This window comes from Cellulomonas triticagri (assembly GCF_003696205.1).
GTDB classification, from domain to species: Bacteria; Actinomycetota; Actinomycetes; order Actinomycetales; family Cellulomonadaceae; genus Cellulomonas; species Cellulomonas triticagri.
In genome coordinates, this window is record NZ_RFFI01000003.1 from 1 (window position 1) to 17702 (window position 17702).

At 75.6% G+C, this 17702-nt stretch carries 16 protein-coding genes; 11 read left to right on the top strand and 5 right to left on the bottom strand.

Going from position 1 to position 17702, the window contains the following annotated elements:
* From EBM89_RS00935 to holA, 4 genes are all read left to right on the top strand, one after another.
* Positions 1-555 (top strand): DegV family protein (locus EBM89_RS00935; protein WP_122147591.1); only part of this gene is annotated, 555 nt, incomplete at its 5' end.
* Between the two features lie 203 nt (positions 556-758).
* On the top strand, positions 759-1967 hold the full coding sequence (locus EBM89_RS21950) for a ComEA family DNA-binding protein (RefSeq protein WP_233571454.1): 1209 nt from the start codon (positions 759-761) through the stop codon (positions 1965-1967).
* Positions 1964-3814 carry a ComEC/Rec2 family competence protein gene (locus EBM89_RS00945; RefSeq protein ID WP_122147592.1) on the top strand — a complete coding sequence of 617 codons (1851 nt, stop codon included), beginning with the start codon at positions 1964-1966 and terminating at the stop codon, positions 3812-3814. The genes EBM89_RS21950 and EBM89_RS00945 overlap by 4 nt, the downstream gene beginning before the upstream one ends.
* 4 nt (positions 3815-3818) lie before the next feature.
* Positions 3819-4853 (top strand): DNA polymerase III subunit delta, encoded by a 1035-nt coding sequence (gene holA, locus EBM89_RS00950; RefSeq protein WP_439647153.1) that lies wholly within the window; start codon positions 3819-3821, stop codon positions 4851-4853.
* A 59-nt stretch (positions 4854-4912) separates the two neighbouring features.
* On the opposite strand, the gene EBM89_RS00955 is transcribed toward holA, so the two are convergent.
* Complete coding sequence (locus tag EBM89_RS00955) at positions 4913-5662, bottom strand: EAL domain-containing protein (RefSeq protein ID WP_122147593.1); 750 nt, start codon at positions 5660-5662, stop codon at positions 4913-4915.
* 210 nt (positions 5663-5872) lie between these two features.
* On the opposite strand from EBM89_RS00955, the gene EBM89_RS20960 reads away from it, so the two are divergent.
* Positions 5873-6010 carry a hypothetical protein gene (locus EBM89_RS20960; protein ID WP_158609430.1) on the top strand — a complete coding sequence of 46 codons (138 nt, stop codon included), beginning with the start codon at positions 5873-5875 and terminating at the stop codon, positions 6008-6010.
* A gap of 132 nt (positions 6011-6142) precedes the next feature.
* Positions 6143-7474: a helix-turn-helix domain-containing protein gene (locus EBM89_RS00960; protein ID WP_122147594.1), complete on the top strand. Its 1332-nt coding sequence runs from the start codon at positions 6143-6145 to the stop codon at positions 7472-7474.
* Positions 7475-8206: 732 nt separating this feature from the next.
* On the opposite strand, the gene rpsT is transcribed toward EBM89_RS00960, so the two are convergent.
* The gene (gene rpsT / locus EBM89_RS00965; protein ID WP_122147595.1) at positions 8207-8467 is read right to left on the bottom strand and encodes a 30S ribosomal protein S20; all 261 of its coding nucleotides are present in this window, start codon (positions 8465-8467) and stop codon (positions 8207-8209) included.
* Between the two features lie 229 nt (positions 8468-8696).
* Here rpsT and EBM89_RS00970 point away from each other — a divergent pair, with 229 nt between their 5' ends.
* On the top strand, positions 8697-9542 hold the full coding sequence (locus tag EBM89_RS00970; RefSeq protein ID WP_122147596.1) for a class I SAM-dependent methyltransferase: 846 nt from the start codon (positions 8697-8699) through the stop codon (positions 9540-9542).
* A gap of 30 nt (positions 9543-9572) precedes the next feature.
* Here the strand turns inward: EBM89_RS00970 and EBM89_RS00975 are convergent, their stop codons facing one another.
* Entirely contained in the window at positions 9573-10313 is a 741-nt protein-coding gene (locus EBM89_RS00975) for a maleylpyruvate isomerase family mycothiol-dependent enzyme (protein WP_122147597.1), read from the bottom strand.
* 44 nt (positions 10314-10357) lie between these two features.
* Between EBM89_RS00975 and lepA the strand changes: the two genes are divergently transcribed.
* Positions 10358-12238, top strand: a complete 1881-nt coding sequence (gene lepA / locus EBM89_RS00980; RefSeq protein ID WP_122147598.1) for a translation elongation factor 4 — start codon at positions 10358-10360, stop codon at positions 12236-12238.
* On the top strand, positions 12235-13479 hold the full coding sequence (gene hemW / locus EBM89_RS00985; protein WP_122147599.1) for a radical SAM family heme chaperone HemW: 1245 nt from the start codon (positions 12235-12237) through the stop codon (positions 13477-13479). Before lepA ends, hemW begins: the two co-directional genes overlap by 4 nt.
* Positions 13480-13593: 114 nt before the next feature.
* Here the strand turns inward: hemW and EBM89_RS00990 are convergent, their stop codons facing one another.
* Positions 13594-13953, bottom strand: a complete 360-nt coding sequence (locus EBM89_RS00990; protein ID WP_122147600.1) for a DUF4870 domain-containing protein — start codon at positions 13951-13953, stop codon at positions 13594-13596.
* A 166-nt stretch (positions 13954-14119) separates the two neighbouring features.
* Between EBM89_RS00990 and EBM89_RS00995 the strand changes: the two genes are divergently transcribed.
* Positions 14120-15250, top strand: a complete 1131-nt coding sequence (locus tag EBM89_RS00995; protein WP_122147601.1) for a DUF2189 domain-containing protein — start codon at positions 14120-14122, stop codon at positions 15248-15250.
* A 58-nt stretch (positions 15251-15308) separates the two neighbouring features.
* Here EBM89_RS00995 and EBM89_RS01000 read toward each other — a convergent pair whose 3' ends face one another.
* The gene (locus tag EBM89_RS01000) at positions 15309-16163 is read right to left on the bottom strand and encodes a DUF3097 domain-containing protein (RefSeq protein WP_233571455.1); all 855 of its coding nucleotides are present in this window, start codon (positions 16161-16163) and stop codon (positions 15309-15311) included.
* Positions 16164-16212: 49 nt separating this feature from the next.
* Here EBM89_RS01000 and EBM89_RS01005 point away from each other — a divergent pair, with 49 nt between their 5' ends.
* A complete protein-coding gene (locus EBM89_RS01005) occupies positions 16213-17694 on the top strand; it encodes an MFS transporter (protein ID WP_233571456.1) in 1482 nt (493 codons plus the stop codon).
* Positions 17695-17702: the final 8 nt, after the last annotated feature.

Consider the following 17702-nt stretch of genomic DNA (forward strand, 5'->3'; position numbering starts at 1 on the left):
GCCGCGCAGCTCGCCCCGCTGCCCGTGCACGTCGTGGACTCCCGCAGCGCCGGCGCCGGGCTCGGGTTCGCCGCGCTCGCCGCCGCCGAGGTCGCCGCGGGCGGCGTCTGGGGCCACGAACCCACCGGCGCCGAGGTCGCGGCCGTCGCCGCCGAGGTCGGACGCTCCACCGCCGCGTGGTTCGTCGTGGACTCCCTCGACCACCTGCGGCGCGGCGGGCGGCTCTCCGGCGCGGCCGCCGCCGTCGGCACCGTCCTCGGGCTCCGGCCCGTGCTCGTGCTCACCGACGGGCGGATCGAGGTCGCCGAGCGGGTCCGCAGCCGCCGGCACGCCCGCGACCGGCTGCACGACCTCGCCGTCGCCGACCTCCGGGAGCGCGGACCCGGCGCGCGCGTCGCCGTGCAGCACCTCGCGCGGCCCGACGTCGCCGAGGCGCTCGCCGAGCGCATCCGGGCCAGCAGCGGCACGGGTGACGTCGTCGTCCGGGAGGTGGGGGCCGTGCTCGGCGGGCACCTCGGGGTGGGGGCGCTGGCGGTGGTCGTCACCGACCGGTGAGCGGGCTCCGCCGGGCAGGGGCTGGGCGTGGTGGGGTGACGTCGCCCGAGGTGAGGTCCTCGGACCGTCGAGGGGCTTGCGAGCGCCCGGCGAGCGGTCGTGACCTGTCGCCGAACCGTCCACAGGGCGGCGGGGCGTGCACGGTCCCCAGCGCGGGCGTCCGGCGTCGACGGCGGGGGAACCGCCGGACCTAGCGTCCCGGCATGACCTGGTACGACGGCGCGGTCCGGCACGACCCGACGACACCCCGTCCGCACCACCCCGTCGCGCTCGGTGACGAGGTGGTGGCGGACGTGCTGGCGGACTTCACCGTCGGCACGCTGCCCGTGGACGTCGAGGGGCTCACGCGGGAGCAGGCGCGAGCCGTGCGGACCGCGCACCGGTCGCGGTTCCGGCGCGCGGCTTCCCCGGTGGAGGCGGACCCCGAGCGCTGGTCCGACCCGGGGGATCCCCGCCGGACAGGGTTGCTGGGCGCCTTCGGGCGGCCGGGCGCCCCTGGGTGGCCAAGCGGCCCTGGGCGGCCGGGCAGCCCGGGGGTGCCGAGCGCGCTCGACCGGGCGGGCGCCCCCGAGGGGCCGGGAGCCGCCGGGTGGCCGGGCGCCTCCGTCAGGGCCGTCGCCGACGAGTGGTCACGCACGTCCCCGCGCGCGGGTGCGCCTCGCGGACCCGACGAGCCCCTGACCGCGCCGGCACCCCCGAGCGGCCGACGACGGGCGCGCCCCCGACGCCGGACCGGGATCCCGCGCTGGCGGGTGTCGCCGCCCACCGCCGTCGCCGCTGTGGTCGTGCTCGCCCTGCTCGGCGGCGGCGTCGCGCTGCGCGCCGGACCGGGAGCGACCGGACCGGCCGTCGCGGTGGAGGAACCGCTCGCCTCCGGACCGGCCGCGTCGGGGAGCGCGGACGCGCCCGACCCGGGCGGTGCCGCGTCGGACGGCGACCCGGACGCGGACCGCGTGTGGGTGCACGTCGTCGGGCAGGTGCTCACCCCGGGCGTCGTCGCCCTGCCCGCGGGAGCACGCGTCGCCGACGCCGTCGAGGCCGCCGGTGGGGTGCTGCCCGGCGCCGACGTCGCCGCGCTCAACCTCGCCGCCGTCGTCCCGGACGGCGCGCAGGTCCGGGTCCCCGCACCGGGAGAGGAACCGCCCGTGGACGCCGCCCTCGTCACCACCGGCGTCGACGCGACCGGCGGCGCTCCCGCAGGCGGTCCGGCGAGCGGGTCGGGGACGGTCGACGTCAACCGGGCGAGCGCGGCGGACCTGCAGACGCTCCCCGGGATCGGCCCCGTCCTCGCGGACCGCATCGTCGCGTGGCGGACCGACCACGGCCCGTTCCCGTCGGTCGAGAGCCTGCGGGACGTGTCCGGGATCGGTCCGGCTCTGCTGTCCCGGCTCGCGGACCTGGTGCACGTGTGACGACCCCGTCCGCCGTCCCCACCACGTCAGCCCTCGCCGCTTCGCCGGTGGCGGGCGCCGTGGCGACGTCGGCCACCTCGCCGGTGGCGGGTGCCGTGGCGACGCCAGCCACCTTGCCGGTGGCGGGCGCCGTCGCGGCACCGGCCGCCACGACGGCGACCGGCACCACGTCCGGCCCGGTGCCCACGGTGGCGCACGACGGCGAGGCCGTCGACGTGCGGCTCGTGCCCGCCGCGCTCGCCGCGTGGGCCGCCGCTGCCGTCGGGGTCACCGCTACGGCACCTGTCGCAGCGTGGAGCGGTGCGGCGTTCCTGATCGGTGCGGGCGTCGTGCTCGTCGCGCGCAGCCGCTCCGCGCCCCGCCACGTCCGCCCACCCGGTGGTCCCGCTCCGGGTGGCCCCGCTCCGGGTGGCCCGGCTCCGGAGCGGTGCGCTCCGGACGGCGCAGCACGTGGGCACGTCACCGGGCGTCCGGGCACCGGGCAGGCCGTGCTCGCGCTGGGTGTCGTCGGGGTGCTGCTGCTCACGCTCGCGGCGCAGGTCCGGGCGCGGGAGTCCGGGCACCTCCGGACGCTCGCCGAGGACGGTGCGCGGGTGGGGGTGACGGGCGTCGTGCGGTCGACGCCGCAGCCGGTGGGGGAGCGCCCGGCCGCCGACGACGAGCCTGCCCGGGTACCCCGGACGGTGCGGTTCCTGCTCGCCGCCGAGTCCGTCGGGACGCCGTCCGGCGCGGTGGTGGCGACCGGCGCGGCCGTGGAGGTGTACGCGCCGGCGTCCGCCGCGGGACTCTCCTACGGCACCCGGGTGGAGGTCGTCGCCCGCCTCGCCCCCGCGCGCGACCCCGCGGGCCGGGCGGTCGTCCGGGCGCGGGCGACCGAGGACGTCGTCGTGCGCGCGCCGCCCCCTGCGGTGCTGCGGGTCGCGGACGACCTCCGGGCCGGGCTGCGGGCGACGGCCGCGGGACTGCCGGGCGACGCGGGCCGGCTGCTGCCGGGGGTGGTCGTCGGGGACACCCGCGACCTCGGGGACCTCGCGGAGCCGATGCGGGTCGCGGGGCTCACGCACCTGACGGCCGTCTCGGGCCTGCACTTCTCGCTGGTCGGCGGCGTCGCGCTCGCGGGCACGCGGTGGTGCGGCGTACCGCGTCGGTGGCGGTGGCTGCCGGTGGGTGCGGTGATGCTCGGCTTCGTCGTCCTCGTGCAGCCGGGCGCGAGCGTCGTCCGCGCCGCCGTGATGGGCGCCGTCGGACTGCTCGGGCTGGTCGCCGGGCGGCCCGCGCGGTCGGTGCCCGCGCTCGCCGTGACGGTGGTCGTCCTGCTCGTCGTGGACCCGTGGCTCGCCCGGGACGTCGGGTTCGTGCTGTCGGTCGTCGCGACGGCGGGCATCACCCTGCTCGCCGGGCCGCTGACCCGCCGGTGGACGGCGCCCGTCCGCGGCGCGGCGGCGGGCGGTCGGGGCCGGGACTCGCGGTCCGTGCTGGCGTCCGCGCTCGCGGTGCCCGTCGCGGCGCAGGTCGTGTGCGCGCCGGTGATCCTGGTGCTGCGCCCCGAGGTGCCCACGTACGGGGTGCTCGCCAACGTCCTCGTCGCCCCGGTCGTCGCCCCGGCGACGCTCGGCGGGCTGCTGGCGGTCCTGATCGGCCCGTGGTGGCCGGCTGCGGCCGCTCTCGGCGCGCGGGTCGCCGGGGCGGCGTGCTGGTGGGTCGCGGCGGTCGCGCGCACGACCGCCGCGGCACCCGGGGCGCAGGTGCTGTGGGCCGACGGGTGGCTCGGTGTGCTGCTGCTCGCGGTCGCGGGCGCGGCGCTGCTGGTGCTGGTCCTGCGGCGTCGGTCCGACGTGGCACCCTAGGGTCGTGCCTCCCGCTCCGTCCGCCGCCCGCCGCCCCGCCCGCGGGGGCGGCCGCTCGTCGGCCCCGGCCGGGCTCGCCTGGGACGAGGTCGGGCTGGCCCCGGTGGTGCTGGTCACCGGCACGGAGGACCTGCTCGCCGAGCGCGCCGTCGACCGCCTCGTGGCGCTCGCCCGGGAGCGCGACCCGCAGATCGAGCTCACCCGGGTCGACGCCGCCGCGTACGGCGCGGGCGAGCTCATGCTCGCCACGAGCCCGTCGCTGTTCGGCGAGGACAAGGTCGTCGTCGTCGAGGGCGTGGAGAAGGCCACCGACGACCTCATCCTCGAGGCCACCGACTACGTCGCGTCGCCGCAGCCCGACGTCGTCCTCGTGCTCCGGCACGGCGGCGGTCAGCGCGGCAAGCGGCTCCTCGACGCCGTCCGCGCGGCGAAGCACCCCGTCGCGGCGTGCGAGCCGATCAAGCGGGACGCGGACAAGGCCGCGTTCGTCACGCAGGAGCTCCGCCGGGCCGGACGACGCATGGAGGCGCGCGCGGTGCGGTCGCTGGTCGACGCGGTCGGCAGCGACCTGCGCGAGCTCGCCGCCGCGTGCAGCCAGCTCGTCGCCGACACCACCGGCGTCATCGGCGTCGAGGTCGTGGAGCGGTACTACGGCGGTCGGATCGAGGCGACCGGCTTCCGTGTCGCCGACGCCGCCGTGGACGGTGCGGCGGGGGAGGCGGTCGCGCTGCTGCGGCACGCGTTCGCCACCGGCGTCGACCCGGTGCCGATGGTCGCGGCGCTCGCGGCCCGGCTGCGCGTGCTCGCCAAGGTGTCCGCGGTCCGAGGTCGCGGCCCCGGTGCGGAGCGCGAGCTCGGGCTCGCGCCCTGGCAGGTCGACCGGTCGCGCAAGGAGCTCCAGCGCTGGACTCCCGAGGCGCTGGCGGCGGCGATCACCGCCGTCGCGCAGGCGGACGCCGAGGTCAAGGGCGCGAGCCGGGACCCGAAGTTCGCCGTCGAGCGGGCCGTGCTGCGGATCGCGGGCGCCGTCCGGAGCTAGATCCCGGGCGCGGGGCACGCGACCCGTCGAGGACCCCGTTCAGGCGCCGGTACGGCCGCTCAGAGGAAGCGCTGCCCCAGCGCGTCCGTGTCCGGCTGGAGCAGGGGAGCGGCCGAGCGGTCCAGCAGGAGGCTGCGCTCCAGCAGGTTGCCCTGGTAGAGGTCGAAGCCGAGACGCCGCCCGGCCTTGAGCTCCACGCTGGACTCCACGAACTCGGCGACCAGCAGCGCCCCGTGCGAGCGCGCCAGGTCGACGACGGGCTCGCCCTCGAGGTCGAGGTCGCGGGCGTCGATCTTCACGAAGTCGGCCTGGGGGAGCAGGGTGCGCTGGTCGGCGCGGGACACGAACCCGGCCATCGCGACGCGGAAGCCCTGCTCGCGCAGGCGGCGGACACCGCGCAGGACGTCACCGTCGATGCGGGTGGTGCCGGGGACCTCGATCACGAGGCGGTCCGGGCGGGCCGGGAGGGCCAGCGCCCCGGTGAGGTAGGCGCGGGGGCAGCGGACGAACAGCCACCGCCCGTGGCCGACCTCATCCACGTCGGCGCGGCCGAACGTCGCGCGCAGGACGGCGGCGGTGGCGCGCTCGTGCTGCAGGTCGGACCAGGCGGCCGCGTCGGTGCTGGTCGCCCCCGGGGTCCGGAAGGCCAGCTCGTAGCCGAAGGGGTGCAGGCGCGGGGAGAAGATCCCCTGGCGACCCACGACCACCTGCTCGCGCGAGACGTGCCGCTCCCACTCCCGTCGCAGCTCGGTCGAGATCGCCGAGTCGACCTCGGCCGCCAGCTGCGCGTCGCCCTGTCCCCTGGTCATGTCGACTATGACACCACAGCGAAGCCGCCATGACACGAGCCCGATCGCGCCACCGGCGACGATGTCCGATTTTTCTGGGGCAGACGGGTGGTGAATTCACCCGTTCGGGCGGAGATCGTGCGGAAGTGCTCAACGGCTGGTGCGAAGCGCTCCGCGTCAGTCATCCTTTTCGTGACAGAGAGTCAATCCGCTGTGACAGGAGACACCCCCATGCGCACCACGATCAAGGCCCTCGCCACCGCCGCCGTCGCTCTCACCCTGACCTTCGGCGCCTCGGGCGTCGCGAACGCTGCCGGCCTCGTCTCGATCCAGAGCGGCGCCACCGGCTGCTGCCGGACCGCGGTCTGAGCCCTCTCGGTGCCTCCCCGGCCCGCCCTGCTGGCTCTCGGTGACCAGGGCGGGTCGGGACGCCGAGGACCCCGGCGTGGCGGACGGGTGACATGCTCGCCGTCACGAGCGGTCACAGGTACAGTGACACCCATGACGACCATTGCTGACCGCGTCCGCCAGGCGCGGTTGGCCGCTGGGCTCTCCCAGACGGCCCTCGCCGGCGACGCCCTGTCGCCGAGCTACATCTCGCTGATCGAGTCCGGTCGGCGGGAGCCGACCGACGCCGCCCTCGGCGTCCTCGCCGAGCGGCTCGGCTCCACGGTCGAGTATCTCAAGCACGGCGACGAGGGTCCGGCAGAGGCGCGCGCGAAGCTTGCCCTGGACTACGCCCGCCTCGACCTCGTGTCGGGTGAGGCGTCCTCCGCCCGCGACCGCATCCTCGCGCTCGAGCTGGACTTCGTCACGCGCCAGGTGCGTGTCGAGGCACAGCTCGCCCTCGCGCAGGCGCACGAGATGCTCGGCGACCTCGAGTCCGCCGTCGCCGTCCTCGAGCCGCTGCTCACGCAGGCGCGCGCGGAGTCCCACCACCTCGACGCCGCGGCCGCCGCCACGGCGCTGGTCGCGTCCTACGTCGAGTCCGGCGACCTCGGTCGGGCTATCGAGCTCGGCGACCGCCAGCTCGCGGAGCTCGAGGAGGCCGGTCTCACCGGCACCGACGAGCACCTGCGGCTCGGGTCGACGACGCTGTGGTCCTACGTGGAGCGCGGCGACCTCCTCTACGCGACGCACCGCGCCTCGGAGCTCATCCGGCAGGCCGAGTCCCTCGGCACGCCGCGCGGTCGCGGGTCCGTGTACTGGAACGCCGCGCTGGTGGCCGAGCAGCGCCACGACTACGCGCTCGCGAAGCGGTACACCGAGCGCGCGCTCGCCCTGCTGGGCGAGGGCGAGGTCAGCCGCGACATCCCGCGTCTGCGCCTCAACTACGCGTGGCTGCTGCTGCGCAGCGACCCGGCGGAGCCCGTCGCGGCGCTGGAGCAGCTCGACCGTGCCGCCCCCGAGCTCGCCGTGTCCGGCTCCGAGGTGGAGATGGCGCGCCTCGACGTCGAGCGGTCCCGCGCGCACCTCATGCTCGGCGACCCCGTCGCCGCGGAGGGCTACGGCCGTGCCGCGCTCGACCGGCTCGGCGACGCCCCGCGGCTCGACGGCGCCGCCGCGCAGCTCGCGATCGGCGACGCGCTGCACTCGCGCGGCGAGACCGAGGCGGCGTCCCGCGCGTACCGCTGGGCTGCCGACATGCTCGGCATGATGTCCGCGTCGCGGCAGTCCGCGGCGGTGTGGCGCGAGCTCGGCGACCGGTTCCTCGGCAACGGGGACGTCACGGGTGCCGCGCAGGCGTTCGACCGGGCGCTGCGCGAGGCAGGGTTCCGGCCCGCGGTCCCCGCGGTGCTGTGGGAGGCGTGGAGCGTGGCCGCCCAGGACTGAGCGACCGCGTTCCCATCGGAGACGGCGCGAGCCGTCCCGCGCCGAGGGCGTCACCCCGCAGGGGGGGTGACGCCCTCCGGCGTCTCCACCCCCGGGAGCGTCATCCTGTGCGGCTCCGGCCCCGGCCCCGGCTCAGTGACGACCTCGGGTGAGCCGCATCGCGTCGGGCGAGCGGCGTCACCTCGGGCGGGCGAGGGCGGCTCGCGCGAGCGGGTCCGTCGTGCTGATGCGGGCGTGACGCCCGGTGCCGCGAGGTCGGGGGTTCCTGACGAGGTCGGTGGTTCGGTAGTACCTACCTCGTCAGGGACCCCCGACCTCGGCGCGCTCCGCAGCGGAATCGCGCGTCCGTGCTCAGTCGGCGGGCTCAGACCGGCGGTGTCCGGCCTCGTCCGGACGCCTGCCTTCCCGCCGCGCGGCTCGTCCGCCTCCGCTCGCCGCCTCCGCTCGCCGCCTCCGCTCGCCCGCCTCCGCTCGCCCGCCTCCGCTCGCCCGCCTCCGCTCGCCGCCTGCGCTCCGGTCGCCGACTCCACTCGTCGCCGCGACTCGCTGATGTCGCGGCGAGCCGCGGCCGGGGCTCGGCGGGGTCGCTCCGACGGTTGCCGACGCCGTCCCCACCCGGCGTCCGTGCTGGGCGTCACCGCCGAGGCGGGGGAGGCGGGCCCCCGGGGCACGACGAAGGGCGTCACCCCCGCGGGGGTGACGCCCTTCGTGGCGTGCTGCGGTGCGGTCGCGTCAGAGCGCGTTGACCGACTTCGCGAGCGCCGACTTCTTGTTGGCGGCCTGGTTGGCGTGGATGACGCCCTTGGAGACGGCCTTGTCGAGCTTCTTGCCCGCGACGACGAGCGCGGCGGTGGCCGCGTCCTTGTCGCCACCGGCGACGGCCTCGCGCACGCGGCGCACGAACGTCTTCAGCTCCGACTTGACGGCCTTGTTGCGCAGGCGCGCGACCTCGTTGGTGCGGATCCGCTTGATCTGGGACTTGATGTTGGCCACGGTGTGGACTCTCTCGTGTGTTCGCCGGAGCGAAGGGAACAGGTCGTGAGGGCGCGTCCGGCGCCGGGACTGGGGCGTGGGGATACCCGCGGAGAGGCACCGGACTAGTGCCCGCCGACCCAGGCGGACACGCGACTGACAAGACTACCAGCCGTGCCCCGCTCGCACGAAGTCCGGGTGGCTCGAAAGTCCTCGCCCCCGCGGGCCCCGGCGCCCTAGCGTGGCGCGCATGACCAGGACAGCACCGGAGCGGGACGACGTCGAGACCAACCGGCGCAGCTGGGACGCGGTCGTCCCGGGGCACCTGGTGGCCTACGGTGCCGAGGAGTTCGCGGCGGATCCCGCGCGGATCTCCTCGGTCGTGCGCGACGACCTGGTGGCGATGGCCCCGCACCTGCCGGGCGGGTCGCCCGAGGGGCTGGACCTGGTGCACCTGCAGTGCCACATCGGCCTGGACACCCTGTCGTGGGCCCGGCTGGGCGCGCGCGTGACGGGGGTGGACTTCTCCCCGGCGGCGACGGCGGCGGCGCGGGACCTCGCCCGGCGGGCGGGGCTGGACGCCTCGTTCGTGGACAGCGACGTCGAGGGGGCGGTCGCGGCCTGCGGGCGGCAGTTCGACGTCGTGTACACGGGCATCGGCGCGCTGTGCTGGCTGCCGGACCTGGCGGGGTGGGCGCGCACCGTCGCGGGGCTGCTGCGTCCGGGCGGGGTGTTCCACGTCCGGGACGCGCACCCGGTGCTGCAGGCGCTGGACCAGGACCGCACGGACGGGGCGCTGGTGCTGACCCAGCCGTACTTCGCCGGGCCGCCGCAGCGGTTCGACCACGCGACGACGTACGCGGGCGCGGCGGTCCCGGAGGACGCGGCGACGACGGTCGAGTGGCAGCACCCGGTGTCGGAGGTGGTGCAGGCGCTGCTGGACGCCGGGCTGACGCTGGTCGCGCTGGCGGAGGGTCGGACGATCCCGTGGCCCGCGCTGCCCGGCATGGTGCGGGACGGCGCGTCGTGGGCGCTGCCCGAGGGGCGGGACCGGCTGCCGCTGACGTTCTCCCTCACGGCGACCCGCCCGCGCTGAGCGGCGGCCGCCAGCCGCCAGCCGCCAGCCTCAGGGTGTGAGCGCCCGCCCCAGCACGTCCGCCAGGGTCTCGGCGTCACCCGACACCGCGAGCCGGGGGTCCGCGGTGGTCGTGCGGCCCCACAGCAGCAGCGCGAGCGCGGCGGCCGGTCCCGTCACGGTCGCGGCGACGGCGTCCTCGTCCGCCACGGGCCGACCCGGGGAAGCGAGCGTCCACGCGCACGGGAGGTCCGTGGCCGTCAGGCGCACGGGCGCCACCCACGGCGTCGCGCGGCCCAGCCGCACCTGACGGGGCGCGAGGACGGTGACGACCTCGTCGACGGCGTCCGCCCAGGGCGTCGGGTCGGTGACGGGGTGGGGGACGCCGGTGGCGTCGGCGAGGTCGTGCAGGTGGACGAGGGTCTCGTGCAGCTGCCGCCGGTGCCAGAACGACGCGGGTCCGGGCCCGTTCAGCGTGAGCCCGGGGGCGTCCGCGGGGAGCGCCCGCAGGGTCGCGAGCAGGTCGGCGGCCTGCGCCCGGTAGGTGGCGCGCAGCGCGGCGGGCTCGCGGGGGCCGGTGCGGTCGTCGCCGCCGTCGTCGGTGCCCCGCGCCATCCCGGCCGCCCACGTGTGCACGCCGCCCAGGTGCAGGGCGAGGTCGGTGACGGTCCAGATGCCGCAGGCGGGGACGGGGGCGTCGGGGTCGGCGGCGTCGAGCAGCGTCGCGAACGCCTCCTGGGCTCGCGCGAGCGCGTCGAGGGTGGCGTCGGCTCGGGTCCGGGGCGCGGGCATGGGACCATGGTGGCAGCCACGACCCAGCGAAACCGAGGGAGCACGTGTCCCCGATCCCGAGCGCCGCCCAGAGCGCGCGCATCAGCCCCGCCGCGACGCCGCCGGAGCTGCTGCGCAACTTCTGCATCATCGCGCACATCGACCACGGCAAGTCGACCCTGGCCGACCGCATGCTCCAGCTGACCGGGGTGGTGGACTCGCGCGCGATGCGCGCCCAGTACCTCGACCGGATGGACATCGAGCGCGAGCGCGGCATCACCATCAAGTCGCAGGCCGTCCGCATGCCGTGGGCCGTCGGTGACACCCCGTACGCGCTGAACATGATCGACACCCCCGGCCACGTGGACTTCACGTACGAGGTGTCCCGGTCGCTGGCGGCGTGCGAGGGCGCGGTGCTGCTCGTGGACGCCGCGCAGGGCATCGAGGCGCAGACGCTCGCGAACCTGTACCTGGCGATGGAGAACGACCTCCAGATCATCCCGGTGCTGAACAAGATCGACCTGCCCGCGGCGCAGCCGGAGAAGTACGCCGAGGAGCTCGCCGGGCTGATCGGCGGCGACCCGGAGGACTGCCTCAAGGTCTCGGGCAAGACCGGTGAGGGCGTCGAGGCGCTGCTCGACCGGATCGTGCAGCTCGTCCCGTCGCCGGTCGGCGACCCGGACGCCCCGGCGCGCGCGATGATCTTCGACTCCGTGTACGACACGTACCGCGGCGTCGTGACGTACGTGCGGGTCAAGGACGGCAACCTCAACCCGCGCGAGCGGATCGCGATGATGTCGACCAAGGCCACGCACGAGCTGCTGGAGATCGGCGTCATCTCGCCCGAGCCCGTCCCGACCAAGGGTCTGGGCGTCGGCGAGGTCGGCTACCTCATCACGGGTGTGAAGGACGTCCGGCAGTCCAAGGTCGGCGACACCGTCACGAACGCGAACAAGCCCGCGACGGACGCGATCGGCGGGTACTCCGACCCGAAGCCGATGGTGTTCTCGGGCCTGTACCCGATCGACGGCTCGGACTACCCGGCGCTGCGCGACGCGCTCGACAAGCTCAAGCTCAACGACGCCGCGCTGAACTACGAGCCGGAGACCTCGGTCGCGCTGGGCTTCGGGTTCCGCGTCGGCTTCCTCGGCCTGCTGCACCTGGAGATCATCCGGGAGCGGCTGGAGCGCGAGTTCAACCTCGACCTCATCTCGACCGCGCCGAACGTGGTCTACGAGGTGACGATGGAGGACCGCACGGTCGTCACCGTCACCAACCCGAGCGAGTTCCCGGGCGGCAAGATCCGCGAGGTCCGCGAGCCGATCGTGAAGTCGACGATCCTCGCGCCGAGCGAGTTCATCGGCGCGATCATGGAGCTCTGCCAGGGCAAGCGCGGCGACCTGCTGGGCATGGACTACCTGTCCGAGGACCGCGTCGAGATGCGCTACACGCTGCCGCTCGCGGAGATCGTGTTCGACTTCTTCGACCAGCTGAAGTCCCGGACCCGCGGCTACGCGAGCCTGGACTACGAGCCCGTCGGCGAGCAGGTCGCGGACCTGGTGAAGGTCGACATCCTGCTGCAGGGCGAGCAGGTCGACGCGTTCAGCTCGATCGTGCACAAGGACAAGGCGTACGCGTACGGCGTCATGATGGCGTCCAAGCTCAAGGACCTGATCCCGCGCCAGCAGTTCGAGGTGCCGATCCAGGCGGCCGTGGGCAGCCGGGTCATCGCCCGCGAGACGATCCGCGCGATGCGCAAGGACGTCCTCGCGAAGTGCTACGGCGGTGACATCTCCCGCAAGCGCAAGCTGCTCGAGAAGCAGAAGGAGGGCAAGAAGCGCATGAAGACCATCGGTCGGGTCGACGTGCCGCAGGAGGCCTTCATCGCCGCGCTGTCGTCCGACGCGGGCGGCGGCAAGGACGCCAAGGACGCGAAGAAGAAGTGAGCCCCGCGCTCCCGGACGGCGACGCCGCCCCGGACGACGGCGCGCTCCCGGCCTCGGTGCTCGACGGCGCCGGGGACCGGGGGTTCGGCGTGTACCTGCACGTGCCGTTCTGCTCGGTGCGCTGCGGGTACTGCGACTTCAACACGTACACGGCCACGGAGCTCGGCGGCGGGGCGTCGCAGGCGTCGTACGCGGACACGGCGCTGACCGAGATCGCCCTCGCGGGCCGGGTGCTGCGCGACGCCGGGCTGCCGGAGCGACCGGTGCAGACGGTGTTCGTCGGCGGCGGCACCCCCACGGTGCTGCCCGCCTCGGACCTGATGCGGATGGTCGACGGCCTGCGCGACACCTGGGGCCTGGCCCCGGGCGCGGAGGTCACCACCGAGGCGAACCCGGACTCGGTGACCCCCGAGTCGCTGGCGGCGCTCGCGGCCGGCGGGTTCACGCGGGTGTCGTTCGGCATGCAGTCCGCCGTCCCGCACGTGCTCGCCACGCTGGAGCGCACCCACGACCCGCGCCGCATCCCCGACGTCGTGCGCTGGGCGCGGGACGCCGGTCTGGCCGTGTCGCTCGACCTCATCTACGGCACGCCGGGGGAGTCGCTGGCCGACTGGCGCACCTCCCTGGAGACGGCCCTCGCCACGGGCGTCGACCACGTGTCCGCGTACGCGCTGGTCGTGGAGCAGGGCACGAAGATGGCCGTGCAGGTGCGGCGCGGCGACCTCACGCTGCCCGACGAGGACGACCAGGCCGCGAAGTACGAGCTCGCCGACGACCTGCTCACCGCCGCCGGGCTGCACTGGTACGAGGTCAGCAACTGGGCGCGCACCCCCGCCGACGCGTGCCGGCACAACCTCGCGTACTGGCGCAGCGACGACTGGTGGGGGATCGGCCCCGGCGCGCACAGCCACGTCGGCGGCCTGCGCTGGTGGAACGTCAAGCACCCCCGCACCTACGCCGCCCGCCTCGCGGACGGGCTGAGCCCCGCCGCCGGGCGCGAGACCGTCGCGGACGACGCCGCGCGCCTGGAGCGGGTCATGCTCGGGGTGCGCCTGGACGAGGGGCTGCCGCTGGCAGCCCTGGACGAGCGGGCGCGGACGGCCGTCGCGGGTCTGGTGGCCGACGGCCTGGTGGACCCGGGTCCCGCCCTGGCGGGCGATGCCGAGGGCGACCGCCGGGTCCGGCTCACGCGTCGGGGGCGACTGCTGGCGGACACGGTCGTGCGGAGCCTCACGGCCTGATCCCGGCTGCGGTCGGGTCGGGGCGGACGACCGCTGACGACGGCGGGGTCCCGCCCGGGCACGTGGCGTGCCGGGCGGGACCCCGCCGGTCCCGACCCCCTCAGGGGCGGGGCGTCACTTCACCAGGCGCAGCGTGGCCGGGTAGCGGTACCAGGTGCCCTTGTTCACGGCGACGGCGGCGAGGATGCAGAACACGATGTTCGCGAGCCAGACCAGCAGGCCGATGGGCGGGATGATGAACGAGATGACGAACCCGACGATCGCGGCGATGGTCACGGTGATCTGGAAGTTCAGCGCCTCCTTGGCCTGGTCCTCCAGGAAGGGGCCGCGGCCCTTGAAGACGAGCCAGATCACCAGCGACGGGATGAACCCGAAGATGATCCCGCCGAGGTGGGACAGCAGGGACCAGGTGCGCTCCTCGTCGGGACGCAGCGGCGTCGGGCCGGCTGCGGGCGGCTGCGGGGCGTAGGACATGGGTCTCCTCGATCGGTGTCGTGATGCTACGGCGGTCGAAGCGTAGCGGGGTGACCGGGCCTTTTGTCCTAATCGTCCCTCGACCGTGTGGTGCTTGACACGGAGTCGTGCACTTCGGTTCGCTGGCGCGACGGGCGAACGGCGCCCGAGCTGGAGGGGGTAGCCCATGTCCGAGAACACCGGCGGCGAGAAGCCGCGCGACGACGAGCCCGCGGCTCCGTCGACCCCGCCCACCCCGCCGCCGCCCGCACCCGAGGAGCCCGCGGCCCCCGTGCCTCCGGTCCCGCCGGTGCCGGGTCAGCCGGAACCGCCGAGCGCGCCGCCCGCGCCCGAGCCGCCGGTGCACCCCGGTCAGCCGGGTCAGCCCGGTCAGCCGGGCCAGCCGGCGGGTGGCTACCCGCCGCCGGGCCCCGGCGCCTACCCGCCGCCGCCCGGCTACGGGCAGCCCGGCGCACCGGAGCAGCCCGGGTACGGCCAGCCGGGCTACGGCCAGCCTGAATACGGCCAGCCTGGATACGGCCAGGCCGGGTACGGCGAGCAGCCTCCGCCGCAGCAGCCCTACGGCCAGCCGTACGGCGCTCCCGCCTACGGTGCTCCCGGCTACGCCCCGCCCGGCGGTGCGAGCACGAGCATCGGCGACGCGTTCTCCTGGGGCTGGACGAAGTTCACCCAGAACGTCGGCACGCTGCTCCTGGGCGTCCTGGCGTACCTCGCGGTGATCCTCGTGGTCTCGGTGGTCCTGTTCTCGGTGCTGATCGGCGGCGCGGCCGTCGGCGTCGACCCGGTGACGGGCGAGCTGCGCTCGGGTGCCGGGGTCGGCCTGGCGTTCGGGTACCTGCTGCTGATCGCGGTCTACCTGCTGCTGTCGGTGTTCATGCAGGCGGGCGTGCTGCGCGCGACGTTCGAGATCGCGAACGGCCGCCGGGTCGAGGTCGGGACGTTCTTCCGGTTCGACGACTTCGGCAAGATCCTGCTGGCCGCGCTGCTGGTCGGTGCGGGGACGGCCGTGGGTGCGCTGCTGTTCGTGATCCCGGGTCTGGTGTTCGCGTTCTTCGCGCAGTTCACGCTGCTGTTCGTCATCGACCGGCGCCTGTCCCCGGTGGATGCGCTGAAGGCGAGCTTCTCGCTGGTGAACCGGAACATCGGCATCGTGTTCCTGCTGTTCCTGGGCGTGTACGCCGCGAACCTGGTGGGCTCGGCGCTGTGCGGCGTCGGCCAGCTGGTGTCGATCCCGGTGGGGCTGCTCGCGACGACGTACGCGTACCGCCGCCTGCAGGAGCAGCCGGTCGCGCCCTGACCCGCTGAGACGCGCCGACGGCGCCGGTACCCCGAGGGTTCCGGCGCCGTCGCGCGTGTCAGGGGGCGGTGACGAAGTCGATGAGCTCCTCGACCCGGCCCAGCAGGGACGGCTCCAGGTCGGCGAACGACCGGACGCTGCGCAGGATGCGCTGCCACGCCCGGGCGACGTCGGCCTGCTCGTCGGCGGGCCAGCCGAGCTCGCGCAGGATGCCGTGCTTCCACTCGGTGCCGCGCTCGATGGTCGGCCACGCGGTGAGCCCGACGCGGGCGGGCTTCACCGCCTGCCAGACGTCGACGTAGGGGTGCCCGAGCACCAGCACGGTGCCGCGCGGGCAGGACCGCAGCGCCTCGTCGGCGATGCGCTGCTCCTTGGACCCCGGCACGAGGTGGTCCACGAGGACGCCGACCCGGCGACCGGGTCCGGGGGCGAAGTCGCGCAGGGCGTCCACGAGGTTGTCGACGCCCTCCAGCAGCTCGACCACGACGCCCTCGGCGCGCAGGTCGTCGCCCCAGACCTTCTCGACCAGCTCGGCGTCGTGCTTGCCCTCGACCCAGATCCGCGACCCGATGGCGACGCGGGCCCGCTGGTCGGGGGCGGCGAGGGAGCCGGACGCGGTGCGGCGCGGGCCGGTGGCGGCGGGCGCGGCCTTCGGCGCGGTGAGCTCGACGGGCTGCCCGTCCACCCAGAACCCCGGGCCGAGCCGGAACGTGCGGGTCTTGCCGCGGCGGTCCTCCAGGACGACGACGTGCTCGCCGCCGGACTTCTCGACCCGGACGACGGCGCCGACCCAGCCGGTCGTGACCTCCTCCACCACCAGGCCGTGCTCCGCGGGCTGCGGGCGCGAGGTGGGTCGCCGGTGCGTGCGGGCGGAGCCGGAGGACAGGACGTCGGGGCCGTAGCGGTCGGTCACCCGCGGCAGCCTAGGTGCCGACCGGACGCGGCCGTGGTACGACACGACGGTGACGTCGAGCCCTGACCAGCAGCCCGCGACCGACCCCGGTACCCGCCCCGAGCCCCACCCCGACCGCTGGCGCGCGCTCGCGGTCTGCCTGTCCATCGGCTTCATCACGATGCTCGACGTCTCCATCGTCAACGTGGCGCTGCCGTCCCTGGAGCGGAGCCTGGACGCGGGCGCCAGCCAGCTGCAGCTCATCGTCGCCGGGTACACGCTGGCGTTCGGGCTGGTGCTGGTGCCCGCCGGCCGGCTCGGCGACGCGCGCGGGCGGCGGGGGCTGTTCCTGATCGGCCTGATCGGGTTCGCGCTGACCAGCCTCGGGGCGGGCTTCGCGCCGTCGGACGAGGTGCTGGCCGGGATGCGGCTGCTGCAGGGCGCCAGCGCGGGCCTGCTGAACCCGCAGGTGGTCGGGACCATCCAGCAGCTGTTCACGGGGTACGAGCGTGGGAAGGCGTTCGGCTACTTCGGGGCCACGATCGGCGTGTCGACGGCCATCGGCCCGGCGCTCGGCGGCCTGATCATCCAGGTCGCGGGCGCCGAGCACGGGTGGCGGTGGGTGTTCTTCGTGAACGTCCCGGTCATCGCGGTCGTGCTGCCGCTCGCGATCAGGTTCCTGCCGCGCCGCGCGCCGAGCACAGCCGCCGCCGCGACGCAGACCGGCCGCCCGCGCCTCGACGTCCCGGGGCTGGCCCTGATCGCCCTGACCACGACGGCGGTCATGGTGCCGTTCGTCACCACCACCGGGGAGTCCGGGGACGACTCGACGCGCTGGTGGTGGCTCGCGGTCGCGGCGGCGCTCGCGGTGACCACGGTGCTCTGGGAGCGCCGGTACCAGCGCCGCACGGGCGCGGCGGTGCTCGACCCGCGGGTGATCCGGGAGCCGTCGTTCCGCAACGGCGCCCTGCTGGGCATGGCGTACTTCGCGGGGTTCACGGCGGTGTTCCTGGTGGTGACGCTGTACCTGCAGCAGATCGCCGGGTTCACGCCGCTGCAGGCCGGGCTCGTGGGGATGCCGTTCGCGGTGGCGTCGGCGGTCGCGGCGCAGCAGTCGGGGCGGCTGGTGGCGGCGCACGGGCGCGCCGTCGTGGTGGTCGGCCTCGTGCTGGTGGTGCTCGGCCTGATCGGGACGGACGTCGTGATCCGGCTGGTCGACCCGCCCGCCGTGGCGTTCGCGGTGGCCGCGACGCAGATGGTCGCGGGCGCCGGCAGCGGCCTGGTGATCGCGCCGAACCAGACGCTCACGCTCGCCCGGGTGCCGCTGGACCGCGCCGGGGTCGCGGGCAGCATGCTGCAGGTCGGGCAGCGCGTCGGCTCGGCGCTGGGCGTCGCGGTGGCCCTGTCCACGTACTACGCGGCGCTCGCGGCGGGCGTCGAGGGCGGGGCGGCGGCGGGCCGCGCGCTGCTGCTCACCGTGGCGCTGGTCACGGTGGCCCTGGTGGTCGCGGTCGTGGACCTGCGCGCGCGCCGCGCCCCGGCCGCCGCCTGAGCCGCCCC